Here is a 16,447-nt window from a genome sequence, read left to right as displayed (position 1 = left end):
TGATACCGGTGCCGGTATCAGTAAAGAGGTGGAAACCAAGCTGTTCAGTCCTTTCTTCTCCACCAAGCCTAACGGACAGGGTATCGGTCTTATTTTTATTCGTGAAGTTTTGATAAAACATGGGTGTACTTTCTCTCTTCGTACCTATCCGGATAAACTGACCCGTTTCCGTATCCGTTTCTGAAAAGTATGACGTTCCTGTTTCTAACCGGTATTAGCAAATTCAACCGGATGACGATGAATCTGTATGTATTTCACCGGTTACCTTTCGAGTATATTGCATTCTGCTGTTTTTTTACAGGAACATAAATAGCTGGAATGAGAAATTTATTCTCAATTAGCGGGGAAAAATGAAAATATTCAACCAAGATTGGGTGAAATCGGTTGGTTTTGGTTATCTTTGCAATATCATGCACTAAATACATCAAAATATGAAATACCCTATCGGCATACAAACTTTCAGCCGCATCCGCGAAAACGGATATGTTTATATAGACAAGACTGCCCTCATCCATCAGTTAGTGAGCAGAGGAAGTATCTATTTTCTCAGCCGTCCGCGCCGTTTCGGCAAAAGTTTGATGATCAGTACCCTTGAAGCCTATTATGAAGGGCGAAAAGAGTTGTTTGAAGGACTTGCCATTGCCGGACTGGAAAAAGACTGGTTTCAATATCCGGTATTTCATATAGATTTCAACGGTGATAACTTTGCCAAAGAAGGAGTGCTGGAAGCTGCTATTGAAGGCTATTTGGGAAATTGGGAAGATATGTATGGCAAGAATCCCAATTACACAACACCGGGAACCCGTTTTATCGAATTACTGCGTCGCGCCAGCGAAAAGACAGGACGGCGTGCCGTGGTGCTCGTTGACGAATATGACAAACCCATTCTCGATGTGCTTGATACCCCCTTGGAAGAAGAGAACCGGAATACGCTGAAAGCTTTTTATTCTACCTTCAAGGGAGCTGATAAATATTTGCAGTTCGTGATGCTGACGGGAGTCACCAAATTTTCGCAAGTCAGTGTCTTCAGCGGTTTCAACCAGCCTAAAGATATCAGTATGGACCCGCGTTATGAATCACTGTGCGGAATCACCCAGGAGGAAATGGAGCGTTATTTCCATGAACCTATTTCCGAGTTGGCCGAAAAAGACGAATGCACGTATGAGGAAATGAAAGAACGTCTGAAAGCACAATATGACGGTTATCACTTCAGTGAAAATATGCTTGATATTTATAACCCTTTCAGTATTCTGAACGCTTTTGATTCTTTACAAATCCGTGACTACTGGTTCGCCTCGGGCACGCCTACCTATCTGGTCCGGCTGTTGCAGCATAGCAACGAGCAGATCAATGAATTGGTGGGGCAATATTATGACGCATCCTTGTTTGCCGATTACAAAGCTGATGTGGAACGCCCTCTTCCCATGATTTACCAGAGTGGATATCTTACTATCAAGGATTACGATAAATATACCCATTCCTATCTGCTGGATTTCCCCAATGATGAAGTACGCAGAGGTTTCCTTAGCTTGTTGGCCAGTGATTATTTCAAAGTACAGGGAGTTTCCGTTTCCAGTTGGCTGATCAGTTCTGTCCGTCTGCTGAATGCGGGCAAGACAGCTGCTTTCCGCGATTCCCTCACAGCTTTCTTGTCCGGTATCCCATACGATTCGCATGACAGTACCAAGACTCCGGAACTGACCGAGAAGCATTTCCAGTACACATTCTATCTCATTCTCCGTCTTATAGGGGTATATTGCCTCCGCATTGAACAGACACAAAGCCGGGGACGGGTGGACTGCATACTCGAGACTCCGCAATATATTTATATTTTTGAATTCAAACTGGACGGCAGCGCCGATGAAGCCTTGCGTCAGATAGAAGAAAAAGGATATGCCCAACCTTATCTGGCGGATAAGCGAAAAATAGTTTGTATAGGAGTGGTATTTTCTTCACAGACGCGAACCATTTCCGAGTGGAAAGAGGTGAGGTAATTTTATTTTAGTCATCGTTATCAGCCAAGATCCACAACAAAGTTGGGAGCGACAAAAAAAGTTTTTTTCATAAAAGTCCGTCACATCCGTCACAGTTGTTTTCAACTTGTTGATAAACAGATGCTTACTAGTGTGACGGATAGTGTGACAGATGTGTGACAGACTTTTATCTGTCACACGATGTCTGAATCATGTCAATGTGTATGGAATCATCAGTAGTATGTCCGGTTTTCAAAGCTATACAGTCATTGGACTTTGCTGCATAATTCACTGTGGAATAGTGTGTTCCACCATTAGGAACAAATGGCTTTCCGCAGTGGAATAACTTGTTCCATAAGGGCGGAACAAATGGTTTTGTCCGGTTGGAATAAATAGTTCCTCACTGTGGAATAAATTATTCCATATTGATGAAACAAGCTGTTCCAACCGGTGGAACTTTCTATTCCACTGTAAGCCTGAGACTTCGGAATGTAGTTTGACACTGTCTGTTGACTACTCTTTAACCTTGCTTCTAAGGATGATTGGCAGAGTACCTTTTTATCTGTATGTTGTGACAGATAAAAAGTCCGTCACCTATCTGTCACACTATCCGTCACACCTGTAAGTTCCTGTTTATTAATAAGTTTAAGCTTGCTGTGACAGATGTGACAGACTTTTGCCGAAAAACTTCTTTGTTACTCCCTACTAAAAAAAGCTCCTGTTCTTTCCCTAAAAGGCCGTTATCTTTTCTGAAAAGCTCTTGATCTTTTGAAAAAACGTCCTTGTCTTTTGAGGTGGAATTCTGGATCTTTCGGCCATGATTTCACATACGTACGCATTCATAGTCCTGTACGTATGTGTGGCTCCCTGCGGGATGTACGTAAAAAAGCGTGCTTTCTGGTACGAGATAAGACACAATGTGCACAAATTTATTGTAAAAATGATGTGGCGGATTACAAAAAAGAAATTCATGGGTACAAAAAATGGGAATTATTTTCTATTCTATTTATAATTCCGTATCTTTGCCGTGTTTTCCATGCTGATACTTCCGTAAGGGGGGTATGGGAGAGTGGAAAATACATATATATAGAAAAGACGTTTACTTGGCGTTTTGTTCTTGGCACTTTGAAACTTCGCAAATTTCTAACCCTGCCACAAACAAAGCAACAGTAGGTGTCTGCGCGATATGTTAATGTTCTTGTTTCATCTTTGCTGGTCAAAGAGGTATTCAAGTTGTACATATCGGCGTGGGCTTCTGCGTTGCTCGTTCGGACAGGGTGGGCAATGCGAAGGCCTCAAAGTGCAGGATGAGTAACAGGTACAGATTCCCGCGCTTTTTCTTTATATACGTATCACAATTTCTGATTTAACACATAAGAACCATCCGGTTCGGGAATCTGCGGAAGGTCAAAGTTGGCCCGATATGCTGCATCAATTAATAATGTAGATTCCATATCTCCTATCATGAAATAGCTTCCGGCCGACCTTCATAAAAAAGAAGTCAAAACTTCTTGTATTATCCGAAAGGGTAATGTAACTGATTGAAGTACAGAAAGATATACGTACGTCAAAGCCCCAAGAGTATGTTTTGTTGTGAAAAAACACAATGGTTTGCCATGCGGGTCACTTACCGTCGCGAACTGGATGTGAAGAATCTGCTGGACCAACAAGGGGTATCCAGTTTCATTCCCATGCATTATGTTATCCGCATGGCAAAGAAACGTAAGGTGCGCGAGCTGGTCCCAGTAGTTCATAATCTTATCTTTATCCATATCACACAGACTGATATGAAGGAATTGAAAAAAGATATTCCTTATCTTCAGTATATGACTGACTCGCGTAGCGGTGAGAAAATCATTGTGCCCGATGGGCAAATGAGGGACTTCATAGCCGTTGCAGGCACGTATGACGAGCATCTGCTTTTTTTCAAACCGGAGGAAATCAATCCGGCTAAAGGAACACGGGTGCGCATCATCGGGGGAGACTTTGCGGGGTATGAAGGTATCTTTATAAAGGTGAAAGGGGCAAGAGACCGCAGGGTGGTCATTTGCATTCAGGGAATCATTGCCATGGCTATGGCAACTATTTCGCCGGATTTGATTGAAGTGATTAAAGAACCTAAAAAGAAATGATGGTATTTGTCTTGCTTGAATTACTTTTCCTATTTAAATCCTTTGTCATGCTGTACAAAGTGAGTCATCTGATAATATTTACTTTATATAACTATGAATGAAGTGGTTCCTTCTGGTGTACTCCTTCAACGGCTTATCCAAAACAGCCACACTGATATACTGAATAGGGAAAAGAATAATGACCGGTTTATGCACCTATATCATATAGGTACGTATTGGGTGGCATTTGAGCGTTCCGCCTGTAGATTGTGCGGTCTGTTTCCGAAAAGTGAACTTTCTTTGTTTTGTGTTCCAGGTTGTCCGGAGTATGTGGTGATGGCTTCTGTGCCTGTTGATGAGGTTGAGGGGTGTTTTCGCAAACATGTTGTTTTGTGTGATGGTGTTTATCATAAAATTTTGTCTGATAATTTGTTGGCGGCAAGGGATTACTATAGGTGGCATGATATGGCGGTAAGGATGGTGTTTTTATAAAAAAATATCATATAAATAATTAATCAAAAATGTTAAATTTCTTTTATAGGAGTGTAGCAAAATCTGAAATGAATTTATTAGCTATCAAAAATAGAATAGATATTTATTTAAAAAAAGGCAATGAGAGAAATGTTCTTGCCAAGAGAAATATTATAGCTTCTTTTGGAATAAAAATTATAGGTATTATTATCTCTTTGATATTAGTGCCTATGACAGTTAATTATGTATCTTCTGCTCAGTATGGTTTATGGCTAACTATTAGTTCGATTGTTGCCTGGATTAGTTATTTTGATTTTGGCTTTGCTCATGGATTTAGAAACCGTTTTACGGAAGCAATGGCTTTAAATGATAGGGAATTAGCTAAACAATATGTCAGCACGACTTATGCTGTCTTGACTATAATATTCGTTACTATGGCATTTGTCGTTCTTGTTATTAATAGTTTTTTGGATTGGAGTTCATTACTTAATGTTGGTTTAGAATATGGTCATGAATTGCGTTTAGTTTTTGCTGTACTGACTATAACACTCTGTTTGAATATGATTGCAAGTGTGTTACCAACGATGCTAACCGCAGACCAAAGACCGGTTTATTCATCTTTATTTATAGTTATTGGACAAATTATGTCTTTAATTGTAATTGGTATCTTAATTAGGGTAACTGCTGGTCGTTTATTATATTTAGCTTTTGCTTTATCTGTCATTCCATTATTAGTCTTATTTGTAGCTTCTTTTTTCGTTTTTTCTTCAAAAAGATACTGTGATGTAGCTCCAAGTATGAATACAATAAATTGGGCTTTAACAAAAAAAATCATAGGATTGGGTGCACAGTTTTTTATTATTATGGTATGTATGTTATTTATATTTCAAGTGATAAATATAATTATTGTTCGTGTTTGTGGACCTGAAAACGTGACGGCATATAATATTGCATATAAATATTTTAATATTCTTAATATGGCTATGATGATTATAGTAACTCCTTTTTGGTCTGCATGTGCTGACGCGTATACTAAAAAAGATTTTTTGTGGATGAAAAACGTAATAGAGAAAATGGAGATGATTTGGAAACTAAGTATCTGTGTATTAATAATAATGATTCTTGTATCCAGTACTTTTTATGATATATGGGTCGGAGATAGTGTTAAAATATCATTATCTCTATCAGTAATGGTAGGTGTTTATATTTTAGTACAGAATTTATGTGGAATATATATATATATGATAAATGGAACAAGCAAAATCCGATTGCAGTTGGTCGTCTATTTGGTATCTGCTTTTATTTCTGTTCCGACAATGTACTTTTTGTGTTCTAAATATGGAATAACTGTGATGTTATTAGTGCCTATCAGTGTTTGTTTGATTCAAGCATTTGTAGCTAAAAAACAATTAACCAAAATTATTAGAGGAACTGCTTCTGGAATTTGGATTAAATAAAAACAAATAGTCTTTTATATGGAATATATACTATTACTAACAGCTTGTATTAATCCTGATGGTATGCCATTTACTTGTTTGGCAGATGTAGGAGTGAGAAAGAAACAATACATCGAGGCTTTGAATTTTTACCTAAAAAACACAACGAGAAAAATTGTATTTGTTGAAAATTCAGGAACTGATATCTCATCTTCGTTTAAAGATTTCCAGCATAGAATTGAATTTTTGTGTTTTGATGGCAATCTATGTTTTGATAAGAGAAAAGGGAAAGGGTATGGAGAGGCGCTTATATTGGAATATGCAATGGCCAAATCTGAATTTATTACTGATGATGTGTTGATTTTTAAGTTGACAGGGAGGTTACAATTGATTAATATAAATCGATTGATACATTATATGGATAAACTAAGTCCAAGTAAGAATTTTGTTTGTGTTGTCCCACCCCAAAACAATTCGGTAGATTCACGATGTTTTGTCTGTAACAAATACTATATTTGGAGAATATCTTTCTAAAAGATAAATTTCATATAGATGATTCAGTAGGATATTACTTTGAACACTTGTTATTTGATTCTTTACGTCAGAATAAAGGGAAAATAAGAATTCATAAGATACCCTTTTTCTTATATTGGAGAGGGATATCTGGAAGTTTGGGAGATAGGTTAATAGAACCTAAATGCAGATATTGGTCTGATTTTAAGGCATTGTACCATTGTATGATTTCTAAATTATAGGTGATGAAACGTTTCTTATTTATGTATACTTCTTTTGGAGGGCATGTCCTAGAGTATTTTATTCATATATATCATTATGCGATAGATGATGAAAAGAATACCTATTATTTTATTTTCTCGCCGGATTTTAAAAAACATATTGAATGTGAGCAATTAGTGCTTAAGAAAAATATTATACTGCGATATCTGACAGTTAGGGAATTAGAAAGATTGCATCATACTAAAAAAATATTAAAGTCATATTGGGGGAATAGATTATTAAATGAAAAGATACGGAAGTACGATATAACAGATGTAATAATGTGCTCTTATGATTGTTTAGACCCTCTTTTTGCTTTTATGACGATGAAAAAAGTTTCCTATATTGGCATATATTATTATATTTATTTATATGAATGGGCTGACTTATCTATAAAGCAAAGAATCTTAAAGTCAATTATATTTTGGAAGATGGCTCATAACAAGTCAATCAAGAAAATATGTATTTGTAATGATTCATCTTCTGCTGCATTTTTTAATCGTAAATATCAGACAATGAAGTTTGATCGTATATCTGATCCTTATGTTTCCATTACACTAACTTTGCCGGATTTTAGAAAAGATAATGCTGTAAAAGAAGATGCTATTGTGCTTTCTCATATTGGAGTCTTATCTGAAAGAAAAGGAACACTTAACATATTGAAAGCGATAAAAGAAATGTCTGTTGTTGATAGAAATCAATTTGTCTTTGTTTTTGCAGGAAAAATAGATTTGGATATAAAGGATGAGTTTTATAGACTGGCAGCAGAATGTAGTGAGAAATATCGGCTGATAATAAAGGATTATTTTTGTTCTTATGAGGAAATATCTGCTATATGTAAATCATCGAATGTCCTTTTAATTCCTTATTTGAATAATTCACAAAGTAGTGGAGTATTAGGATATGCAGCACAGTTTAATGTTCCAGTTTTTTCTCCTAGCTCAAATATGTTGGGTAAAATAGTTCGGAAATCGAAATTAGGATATATAAGTAGTGATGTGGAAATATTGGGTATTAAAACTTTTTTAGAGTCTTGCCTGCTAAACAAGCTTATGACCATAGATGGTCAAGAGTATTTGAAACTAAATACAGTGAATTCTTTTTTGAATACATTGTTAAACTGATTATTTGTAAATATGAATATTGTATTTTTATTGCGACTTTGGCCTATTTATGGAGGAGGTGAAACAGTAACTATTTGTTTAGCTAATGAGATGGCGAAGAGAGGGCATGCTGTTACAGTCTTTTATTTTAAGGATTCTGAAACAAATGAATTGCCCTATATTGATCCTTCTATCAAGGCGGTAAGAATACCGGATGTGAGGTGTGATGAATATACTTATGATAGTGATGATGGTATTAAGATTACTATCGCTTTAAAATTGTATCAGCAGAATAGTTTTGATTTTATAATCAATCAATGGTGGCCTGTTGTTTTTTTATCTCCATTACGAAGTTTTTTTAATGCGAAAATAATTTCTGTTCATCATACGGCTCTTTATACTCGTAGTGTGATAGAAGGTTTTTGTTTGAAATCAATTTTGAAGCGTGTCTTTTTTCTGCTATACCGTTTCTTTGAAAAAGAAAGACAATTATCTGTTATAGATAAATTGTTAATCTTTAGTGATAAAGTATTATTTCTTTCGCCTCAGTTTAAAGACCAATATATACAATTGAGAAATCCAAAATCGGTTGAAAAATTGGACTGGTGTTATAATCCTTTGGTCTTTGATAATTTTATTTCTATGGATGAAATTTGTAAAAAGAGGAAAGAGGTTTTATTTGTTGGAAGATTGTTAGAATCAAATAAAAAAATATCGAAATTATTGACGATATGGAAGCATATTCAATTAGATAAAGAATTTAATGAATGGCATTTATATATTGTAGGTGATGGTAAGGATAAATCCTTTTACTTAGATTTTACACGCAATAATAATATTCCCAATGTTCATTTTGAGGGGAGGCGATATCCTATACCTTATTATAAGCGAGCTTCTATTTTTGCTATGACATCTGCATTTGAAGGATTTCCAATGTCGATAATTGAGGCGCAGCAAAATGGGGTAGTTCCGATTGTTATGGATTCATTTTTGTCTGTGCATGATATTATTGATAATGATGTAAATGGTGTGTTGATTTCTTATGGTAATACTACTATGTTTGCAGAATCTTTAAAGTCTTTGATGAAAGATGAAATGCAAAGAAATAAATTAGCAATAAAGGGGCTAGAAACTTGCAGACGTTTTAATATCGAAACTGTGGTAGATAGGTGGGAGGAAATATTTGAAAAAATGAGATGATGGAACTTTTATTATATCTATATATTCTAATTGTTGTTTATCTATTTTTAAAATATTCTAGAATAAGAACATTATATATTTTCTCTCCATATATATTAATCTATTTGAACTTTATCTTTAATGATGCTATTCCATTTCTATTTTTTTATCCAGATGTTCCAGAGAATATTCAGTATACGACATTTACAGCAGCAATTATAAACCTTTCGTTTCTATTTCTATTTAGAAAGCAGGCACAAGTCCCAATATCAATAAATCTTCCATTGTCGTCTATTAAATTGAATAAGAAACGAAAGATACTACTTTCTTGTTTTGTGTTTTTTTTATTGTGGGCTGGAGTAATGTCTGGAGTATTAATTAATTTGTTAAGGGGGAATAATATAGAAGATTTAAGAAGAACTAGTGAAATAGGAGTTGGGGTTATTAGGGATATTCCAATGCTAGGGATACAAATAATAATGCTTGTTCTTTTTCTCCAAAAGACATGGAAGTGTTATTATAAAGTCGTTGCTTTTTATTCTTTTTGTTTGAGCGTTTTCTTATTTTTGACAACAGGAAATAAAGGAGGGGTTCTTGTTGGGGTTACATTATTTTTACTGTTTTTTCATTTGAAGAAAAGAGGTTTTAAGTGGTATGAATATGTCTTATATTATTTAGCTATGCCATTAGCAGCCGGTACATTACAAGGCATTAGAGGTGGAGACTTAACTCTTATAGCATCCCAAATTGCAGTATTCTTTTCTTATCCAGTAATTCTTTATCAAGCTAATTCTATTCCTATCATGAATGCGGTTGGTACGGAGAACTTCTTTTGGGGAGAGGAATATTATACTGGTCTTGTAAAATTCATACCTCGTTTTTTGTGGCCGGATAAGCCTTTGTCATTTGATTATAAATTAAAAGAATTAGCAAACTATGATTTTGAAGGTGGGGGAATTTATACGACTTTATGTAATGATTTATATATAAATTTTGGATATTACTATTTTATCTTCTATATCTTGTGGCTATTATTTATTCATTATTTATATGGAATGGTAATGGATGATAAAAGGTTCTATTATAGCCGTATTATAGCTTTATTCATCATACTTATGGGGGGGATTGCATCTACTATTGGCTCTTGTGAAATCTTACTATTATTTCTCTTGTTCTTAATATTATATTATTCAAGAGTGAAAACATTATAGATTGTAATGAAGAAGAAAATATTATTTGTTGCTTCTGAATTTGCTTCGGGAATGATTCCTTTTGCTGCTACTGCTATAAATGCTTTAGCTAAGGATGATAGATTTGAAGTACACTGTCTTTGTGTTAATTCAGGTATTTATTCTTATAGGAATATAATTTTACAAGAAGCGAACCCTGTTTTCTTGGAATACCCAAAGAGTAAAATGATGAAATTGTTTTATAAACTATGGCCTCTAGAGATAATAAAACATTTATCGCAATTGGAAAAAAGTATTAATCCGGATGCTGTTCATTTTTTGACAGGTGATTTTACATTAGCTTTGTATATTTGTTTGAATAATAAAAGAACATTTTACTACACAGTGCATGATTTGCATCCACATGAGGTGGTAAGAAAAACTTTATTGGGTTATTTGATGCAAAAATATATTATATGGGGATATAAATTATGTAGGAATATAATTCCTAATCTTACGACTTCCTCTTATTTCCAATTGAAGGAACTGAAAGAAATATATCCATGTAAGAAAGTGAAATACACTTCATTTCCTTCTCTAATTACATCATTGATAATAAATGGTAAAAAAATGCCATTAGAAGTAAGTGGCTTAAAAGAATATATTTTGTTTTTTGGAACAGTAGATAAATATAAAGGGGTTGATTTGCTGGTTGATGCGTATTGCAATTTAACATGTAAGTCACTAAAATTAGTGATTGCAGGTAGAGGCTTTGATATTGAAACTCATAATGAAAACATTATTCGAATAAATCGTTTTATAGAAGATGAAGAAGTCGCATATCTTTTTAAAAAGGCAAAATTTATTGTTTATCCTTATCGTTCTGCAACAATGTCAGGGGTATTGTCTTTAGCATATTACTTTAATAAAAAAGTATTAGCCTCTACAATTCCTTTCTTTGAAGATAATGCAACTTTAAATGTTGTGTTATTTAAAGTTAATGATATAGATGATTTGGAAAGAAAGATGAAATCTTTAATATTTGGTAAAAATTTGAGTGTAGATCCAACAAGCTATCTTAATATATATGGTGAAGGTACATTAATAAATAGTTATTGGGGGTTATATGAAGATTGAAAATATTAAAATAATTTATACATAATGATAAAATATTGATTCTTCTGTGATAATGAAAATCTTACTCTCGAATAAATTCTATTACCGCCGTGGCGGCGACTGTGTCTGTACCATAAACCTTGAGGAATTGTTGAAGCGGAAAGGTCATGAAGTGGCAATCTTCGCCATGCAGTATCCTGATAATATAGAAACACCATGGAGCAAGTACTTTCCTGGTGAAGTAAAGTTCAAGCCGGGATTAGGTATGCTTGAGGCGTTGTTACGCCCCTTTGGTACGAATGAAGTAAAACGTAAATTTACGGCATTATTGGATGACTTTTGTCCTGATATTGTTCATCTGAATAATATTCATTCTCAACTATCTCCGGTTATTGCAGAAATTGCGCATCAAAAAGGAATAAAAGTAATATGGACATTGCATGATTACAAGCTGCTTTGTCCGCGTTATGACTGTTTGCGTAATGGAGATACTATATGCGAAGAATGTTTTTCGGATAAGCGTAAAGTCTTGGAATATAAATGTATGAAGCATTCACGCTTGGCAAGTTATTTATCGTATTGGGAGTCTATGAAGTGGAATCGTGAACGATTGGAAGTTTGCACGGATATCTTTATTTGCCCTAGTCGGTTTATGGCAGAGAAGATGCGACAAGGGGGATTCGATAGTAAAAAAATAAAAACAGTATGTAATTTTATTGATACTGAGAAATGTTATGGTAAGGATTATACCAAAAGGGGAAATTATTACTGTTTCATAGGGAGATTGAGTCCTGAAAAAGGAGTAAGGACCTTGATAGAGGCGGCAAATGCTCTACCATATAAATTGGTGGTGATTGGAGGGGGGCCCTTGCTGGAGGAGTTAAAGATCGTAGCTGGGAATAACGTGGAATTTGTTGGCTTTAAACAATGGAATGATATAAAGGAGTTAGTGGGAAGAGCACGTTTTTCAGTGATACCTTCGGAGTGGTATGAGAATAATCCTTTGTCTGTGATAGAGGCGCAATGTTTGGGTACACCTGTACTGGGAGCACGCATCGGAGGAATCCCTGAACTGATAGAAGAGGGTGTTACCGGCATGACATTTGAGAGTCGTAATAAAGAGGATCTGAGAATGAAGATTGAAAGTATGATGCAACATCCTCTCAATTATGAAATGATAGCAGGAAAGGGACAGGAACTGTATGGTGCAGAAATGTATTATCAACAGATTATGAATTTGTATCAGGGTTGATTTGTTGCTTTATAGTATATAATGGAAAGAAAAGACAGGGAAATATTGGATAATTCATTTATTACTAGTATTTTTGTATCATCAAGAAATATCGGATGGCTATTAAGAATTTTAAAACCAAGGAAGAGGCGTTGGCTGCTATGAAGAAGGCGACAGACCGCAAACGCACGTTGATAGAATATCTCAAAAAGGGGTATTCCTTAGAAGAATTGGAAAAAATGGGATTTAAAATGGCAAAATTTGCATGATGTGATAGATTTGCCAATAGAACGTGTCAATGCTTTATCTCCCTATAAAGTTTATATAAATAATAATGGTAGTTTAGGATTTGAAACCCAATATGGTTCTGTCTATGAGGTAGGGTTTGTTGAGGACTATACTTTTATGGATGAGAATGCGTTTCAGTTTTTTATTTTGGAATCACAAGGTAAGCATTCTGTAAAAGATCCGTTGGTCAGGGAAACTATTTGGGTAATTCTTGAAACATTCTTTTTAGAAAACAATCCTGTTATATTATATATTTGTGATATGTCGGATGGTAAACAGGCTATTCGTAACCGTTTGTTTTCCATGTGGTATTATGAATATGAACAACGGGAAAGTTTTACTTTTTTGTCCACTAAAGTGGAAGTAGAATCTACTGATTACTATGCATCTGTTCTCGTTAAAAATTCCAATCCTCAATTGGAAGATATAAAGGTTGCTTTTAACTCTTTCATTGAAAATATGAAAGAAAAATTGGAATAGTGAATAATTAAATCAAACAACTTATGGTTAACAAATGTTCCTTGCATCCCACCGATGCAAGCATAATCCTTACATATCGTTGCCCTATGAAGTGCAAGATGTGTAATATATGGTTTAACCCCACTAACAAGAGTGAAGAAATAAAAGCAAGTGACCTGAAGTCATTGCCTAAGTTGAAATTCATCAATCTGACGGGAGGTGAGCCTTTCATTCGTGAAGATTTGCCGGAAATAGTGGAGGAATGTTACAAGCATACAGACCGGATTGTGATTTCTACAAGCGGATGGTTTGAGGACAGGGTGATTGCCTTGGCGAAACAGTTCCCTATCATCGGAATTCGAATCAGTATTGAGGGTTTGAGTTGTAAAAACGACGAACTACGCGGACATGCCGGAGGGTTTGATAAAGGACTCCGTACATTGTTGGCATTGAAAGAGATGGGCTTGAAGGATATCGGTTTCGGCTGTACCGTGTCGAATAATAATTCAAAGGATATGCTTTCATTGTATCAGCTCAGCAAGTCACTGGGAATGGAATTTGCTACAGCCGCCTTTCATAACTCGTACTACTTTCATAAGGACGACAATGTCATCACCAACAAGAACGAGGTGTGCGGTGACTTTGAGCAACTGATAGAATGGCAGTTGAAGGAGAATCACCCGAAGAGTTGGTTTCGTGCTTGGTTCAATATGGGACTGATAAATTATATTGAAGGGGGAAGGCGCATGCTGCCTTGTGAGGCGGGAAGTGCTAATTTCTTTATAGACCCGTTTGGTGATGTGTTTCCCTGTAACGGTCTGGAAGAGAAATATTGGAAGAAGTCGATGGGGAATATTCATGAAACTCCGGACTTTATGACTATTTGGACAAGCAAAAAGGCGGAGGAAGTACGTGCCATGGTGCGTAAATGCCCGAAAAATTGCTGGATGGTGGGCACAGCCTCTCCGGTGATGCATAAATATATAAAATATCCGTTGAAGTGGGCGTTGCAGAATAAACTTCGTTCCATGCAGGGAAAAACAGTCTGTCTGGATAAAAAATGGTGCGATGTAGGGCAAGATCCCTGCCAGGGAGATTTAAGGGAAAAGTTCTAGTATTCTAACTTACTTTTTCTTTTTTCCTGTAATCATCAGCCAAAGTGCCGAAAGGCATGACAGAATGATGATTCCGGCATATTGCAGTACTTCTTTTATGAAATTGAATATTTTCATTGGCTGATTGACATTTAATGTCGCAAATCTACTGTTTTTATTTTAAACTGCTTTATTCTTTATGAAGATTATTGTGACCGGTACCCGTGGCATTCCCGATGTGATGGGTGGTGTGGAAACGCATTGTGAGGAGCTTTTTCCGCGTATCGCAAGGAGGGGGGAGGATGTGACGGTTATCCGCCGGAAGAATTATGTGCATGACGGGTTGACGGAATGGAACGGTGTGAAACTGATAGATATAGAATCTCCTAAACAGAAATCGTTTGAAGCGATTGTTCATACGTTCAAGGCGGTGAATAAGGCAAAACAGTTGGGGGCGGATGTATTGCATATCCATGCCATCGGACCGGCATTGCTTGTACCGTATGCTAAAATGTTGGGACTGAAAGTGGTGTTTACCCACCATGGGCCGGACTATGATCGTGACAAATGGGGGATTATGGCCAAAATGGTTTTGAAATGGGGAGAGCGGATGGGATGCCTGTTTGCGGATGAGGTAATAGTCATCAGTGAGGTGATCCGCAATCTGATCAGACGGAAATATGGTAGAACCGAGCAGGTTCATCTGATTTATAATGGTGTGCCTTGTCCCGATTATACGAACTGTCCTGAGTATTTTAGGGAATTGGGGATAACTGAAAGAAACTACATATTGGGTATGTGCCGTTTTGTACCCGAAAAGAATCTTCATCATTTGGTGGAGGCTTTTCGGAGGGTGGATAAAAAAGGATGTCGGCTGGTGTTAGCCGGAGATACGGATTTTGAGGATGAATATTCGCGTGCATTGAAAAGGGAAGCGAGGGAAAACGGGGTGATACTGACCGGATTCGTGAAAGGGAAAAAACTACATTCACTTTTGACAAACGCCCGTTGTTATGTGTTGCCTTCGTCGCATGAGGGGCTTCCTATCGCTCTGTTGGAAGCCATGAGTTACCGGTTGCCTGTCATTGTGAGTGATATTCCCGCCAATAAAGAAATGGGGCTGGATGCCAGCTGTTATTTTGAAACCGGTAATATAGAGCAGCTGGCTGATAGATTACAGGAAATAATAGATGGGGATTTTAAACAGGTACATTACGATATGGAAAAGTATGGATGGGATGGAATAGCTCTCCGGGTGGCTGATGTTTATGAAAATCTGAAAAAATGAGAACACTTTCATTGGTCGGGCTGATGGTGCTTCTGTTGTGTCCGTCTGCTTTGAGAGCCCAGTTTGTGTATGGAACGACAGGTTTGCTTCACATGCCGACAGGGGAGATGCAGCGTGACAAGACTTTTATGTTTGGCTGCGCTTTTCTGGATACGGAAGCGACACCGGGGCATTGGAGTTATGATACGGGTAATTATTTTATTAATATAACCATTTTTCCTTGGTTGGAAGTAGGATATACCTGTACTTTGCATAAGGCTCCTTATGGCAGTACGTATTATCCGGAATCAGTCTGGGGCAAATATTGCAATCAGGATCGTCAATTCTCGGGCAGGTTGCGCCTTTGGAAAGAAGGCTGGTGGAAGGAATGGACTCCTCAGATTGTGTTAGGAGCGAACGATCCCGGTACCAATGACAGGACTTCTGAAAAGGATTATGGTATCGGTATGACTGGTAGTGCATCCGGAAACGGTCATTGGCAGCGGTATTATCTGGCTGTTACAAAACATCTGTCTATTAGAAATACAGGAGAGTTAGGTATCCATTTGGCATACGTCTATAACAAACGGACAGATTATCATTTGAATGGTCCTGCCATAGGTGCTAATTTCCGCTTTCAATTACTCGGCAATCAGCCTTTGATGAAAGCCGTTAATAAACTGAACCTTATGGCTGAATATGACGCCCGTACAATGAATATAGGTGCTGAATACAGCTTTTGGAAAGATTATATCAATGTCGTGATAGAGTTCAAC

The 16,447-nt window shown here is 36.5% G+C and carries 16 protein-coding genes; all 16 read left to right on the top strand.

The features are described from left to right. The coding region (locus BHV72_RS02545) for an ATP-binding protein (RefSeq protein ID WP_353744883.1) at window positions 1-184 on the top strand (184 nt) is incomplete at its 5' end. Window positions 185-431: 247 nt separating this feature from the next. Next, entirely contained in the window at window positions 432-1,994 is a 1,563-nt protein-coding gene (locus tag BHV72_RS02540) for a PD-(D/E)XK nuclease domain-containing ATP-binding protein (RefSeq protein ID WP_005848543.1), read from the top strand. Between the two features lie 1,562 nt (window positions 1,995-3,556). Then, window positions 3,557-4,105 carry a UpxY family transcription antiterminator gene (locus BHV72_RS02535; protein WP_008671097.1) on the top strand — a complete coding sequence of 183 codons (549 nt, stop codon included), beginning with the start codon at window positions 3,557-3,559 and terminating at the stop codon, window positions 4,103-4,105. Between the two features lie 93 nt (window positions 4,106-4,198). Beyond that, window positions 4,199-4,576 (top strand): hypothetical protein, encoded by a 378-nt coding sequence (locus BHV72_RS02530; RefSeq protein ID WP_057280482.1) that lies wholly within the window; start codon window positions 4,199-4,201, stop codon window positions 4,574-4,576. A gap of 68 nt (window positions 4,577-4,644) precedes the next feature. Further along, complete coding sequence (locus BHV72_RS02525) at window positions 4,645-6,012, top strand: lipopolysaccharide biosynthesis protein (RefSeq protein WP_032939757.1); 1,368 nt, start codon at window positions 4,645-4,647, stop codon at window positions 6,010-6,012. 18 nt (window positions 6,013-6,030) lie between these two features. After that, window positions 6,031-6,525 (top strand): hypothetical protein, encoded by a 495-nt coding sequence (locus tag BHV72_RS02520; RefSeq protein ID WP_286854238.1) that lies wholly within the window; start codon window positions 6,031-6,033, stop codon window positions 6,523-6,525. 224 nt (window positions 6,526-6,749) lie between these two features. Next, window positions 6,750-7,889 carry a glycosyltransferase family protein gene (locus BHV72_RS02515; RefSeq protein WP_227195259.1) on the top strand — a complete coding sequence of 380 codons (1,140 nt, stop codon included), beginning with the start codon at window positions 6,750-6,752 and terminating at the stop codon, window positions 7,887-7,889. A 12-nt stretch (window positions 7,890-7,901) separates the two neighbouring features. Continuing rightward, window positions 7,902-9,068, top strand: a complete 1,167-nt coding sequence (locus tag BHV72_RS02510; protein ID WP_100263204.1) for a glycosyltransferase — start codon at window positions 7,902-7,904, stop codon at window positions 9,066-9,068. Beyond that, entirely contained in the window at window positions 9,065-10,258 is a 1,194-nt protein-coding gene (locus BHV72_RS02505) for a hypothetical protein (protein WP_008781952.1), read from the top strand. The genes BHV72_RS02510 and BHV72_RS02505 overlap by 4 nt, the downstream gene beginning before the upstream one ends. Window positions 10,259-10,264: 6 nt before the next feature. After that, complete coding sequence (locus tag BHV72_RS02500) at window positions 10,265-11,353, top strand: glycosyltransferase (RefSeq protein ID WP_032952509.1); 1,089 nt, start codon at window positions 10,265-10,267, stop codon at window positions 11,351-11,353. A gap of 52 nt (window positions 11,354-11,405) precedes the next feature. Continuing rightward, window positions 11,406-12,584, top strand: coding sequence for a glycosyltransferase (locus BHV72_RS02495; RefSeq protein ID WP_032952508.1), 1,179 nt, complete (start codon window positions 11,406-11,408; stop codon window positions 12,582-12,584). A 95-nt stretch (window positions 12,585-12,679) separates the two neighbouring features. Beyond that, a complete protein-coding gene (locus BHV72_RS02490) occupies window positions 12,680-12,832 on the top strand; it encodes a hypothetical protein (protein WP_005848534.1) in 153 nt (50 codons plus the stop codon). 1 nt (window position 12,833) lies between these two features. Further along, window positions 12,834-13,331 carry a DUF6169 family protein gene (locus BHV72_RS02485; RefSeq protein WP_224205310.1) on the top strand — a complete coding sequence of 166 codons (498 nt, stop codon included), beginning with the start codon at window positions 12,834-12,836 and terminating at the stop codon, window positions 13,329-13,331. 23 nt (window positions 13,332-13,354) lie between these two features. Next, window positions 13,355-14,425: a radical SAM protein gene (locus tag BHV72_RS02480; protein WP_005848530.1), complete on the top strand. Its 1,071-nt coding sequence runs from the start codon at window positions 13,355-13,357 to the stop codon at window positions 14,423-14,425. 178 nt (window positions 14,426-14,603) lie between these two features. Further along, window positions 14,604-15,692, top strand: coding sequence for a glycosyltransferase family 4 protein (locus BHV72_RS02475; protein ID WP_005848526.1), 1,089 nt, complete (start codon window positions 14,604-14,606; stop codon window positions 15,690-15,692). Beyond that, a partial coding sequence (locus BHV72_RS02470; protein WP_286854188.1) for a YjbH domain-containing protein occupies window positions 15,689-16,447 on the top strand: 759 nt, incomplete at its 3' end. The genes BHV72_RS02475 and BHV72_RS02470, both read left to right, overlap by 4 nt.

The organism is Bacteroides sp. 43_46 (genome assembly GCF_001915455.1).
Lineage (GTDB): Bacteria > Bacteroidota > Bacteroidia > Bacteroidales > Bacteroidaceae > Bacteroides > Bacteroides caccae.
The sequence above is the reverse complement of the archived record's forward strand: the minus strand, read 5'-3'. Positions and strand labels throughout refer to the sequence as shown.

What these genes read in the sequence shown, in the direction of transcription:
- BHV72_RS02540 (WP_005848543.1), top strand. Translation starts at nt 432, where the DNA reads ATGAAATACCCTATCGGCATACAAACTTTCAGCCGCATCCGCGAAAAC.
- BHV72_RS02535 (WP_008671097.1), top strand. Translation starts at nt 3,557, where the DNA reads ATGTTTTGTTGTGAAAAAACACAATGGTTTGCCATGCGGGTCACTTAC.
- BHV72_RS02530 (WP_057280482.1), top strand. Translation starts at nt 4,199, where the DNA reads ATGAATGAAGTGGTTCCTTCTGGTGTACTCCTTCAACGGCTTATCCAA.
- BHV72_RS02525 (WP_032939757.1), top strand. Translation starts at nt 4,645, where the DNA reads ATGAATTTATTAGCTATCAAAAATAGAATAGATATTTATTTAAAAAAA.
- BHV72_RS02520 (WP_286854238.1), top strand. Translation starts at nt 6,031, where the DNA reads ATGGAATATATACTATTACTAACAGCTTGTATTAATCCTGATGGTATG.
- BHV72_RS02515 (WP_227195259.1), top strand. Translation starts at nt 6,750, where the DNA reads ATGAAACGTTTCTTATTTATGTATACTTCTTTTGGAGGGCATGTCCTA.
- BHV72_RS02510 (WP_100263204.1), top strand. Translation starts at nt 7,902, where the DNA reads ATGAATATTGTATTTTTATTGCGACTTTGGCCTATTTATGGAGGAGGT.
- BHV72_RS02505 (WP_008781952.1), top strand. Translation starts at nt 9,065, where the DNA reads ATGATGGAACTTTTATTATATCTATATATTCTAATTGTTGTTTATCTA.
- BHV72_RS02500 (WP_032952509.1), top strand. Translation starts at nt 10,265, where the DNA reads ATGAAGAAGAAAATATTATTTGTTGCTTCTGAATTTGCTTCGGGAATG.
- BHV72_RS02495 (WP_032952508.1), top strand. Translation starts at nt 11,406, where the DNA reads ATGAAAATCTTACTCTCGAATAAATTCTATTACCGCCGTGGCGGCGAC.
- BHV72_RS02490 (WP_005848534.1), top strand. Translation starts at nt 12,680, where the DNA reads ATGGCTATTAAGAATTTTAAAACCAAGGAAGAGGCGTTGGCTGCTATG.
- BHV72_RS02480 (WP_005848530.1), top strand. Translation starts at nt 13,355, where the DNA reads ATGGTTAACAAATGTTCCTTGCATCCCACCGATGCAAGCATAATCCTT.
- BHV72_RS02475 (WP_005848526.1), top strand. Translation starts at nt 14,604, where the DNA reads ATGAAGATTATTGTGACCGGTACCCGTGGCATTCCCGATGTGATGGGT.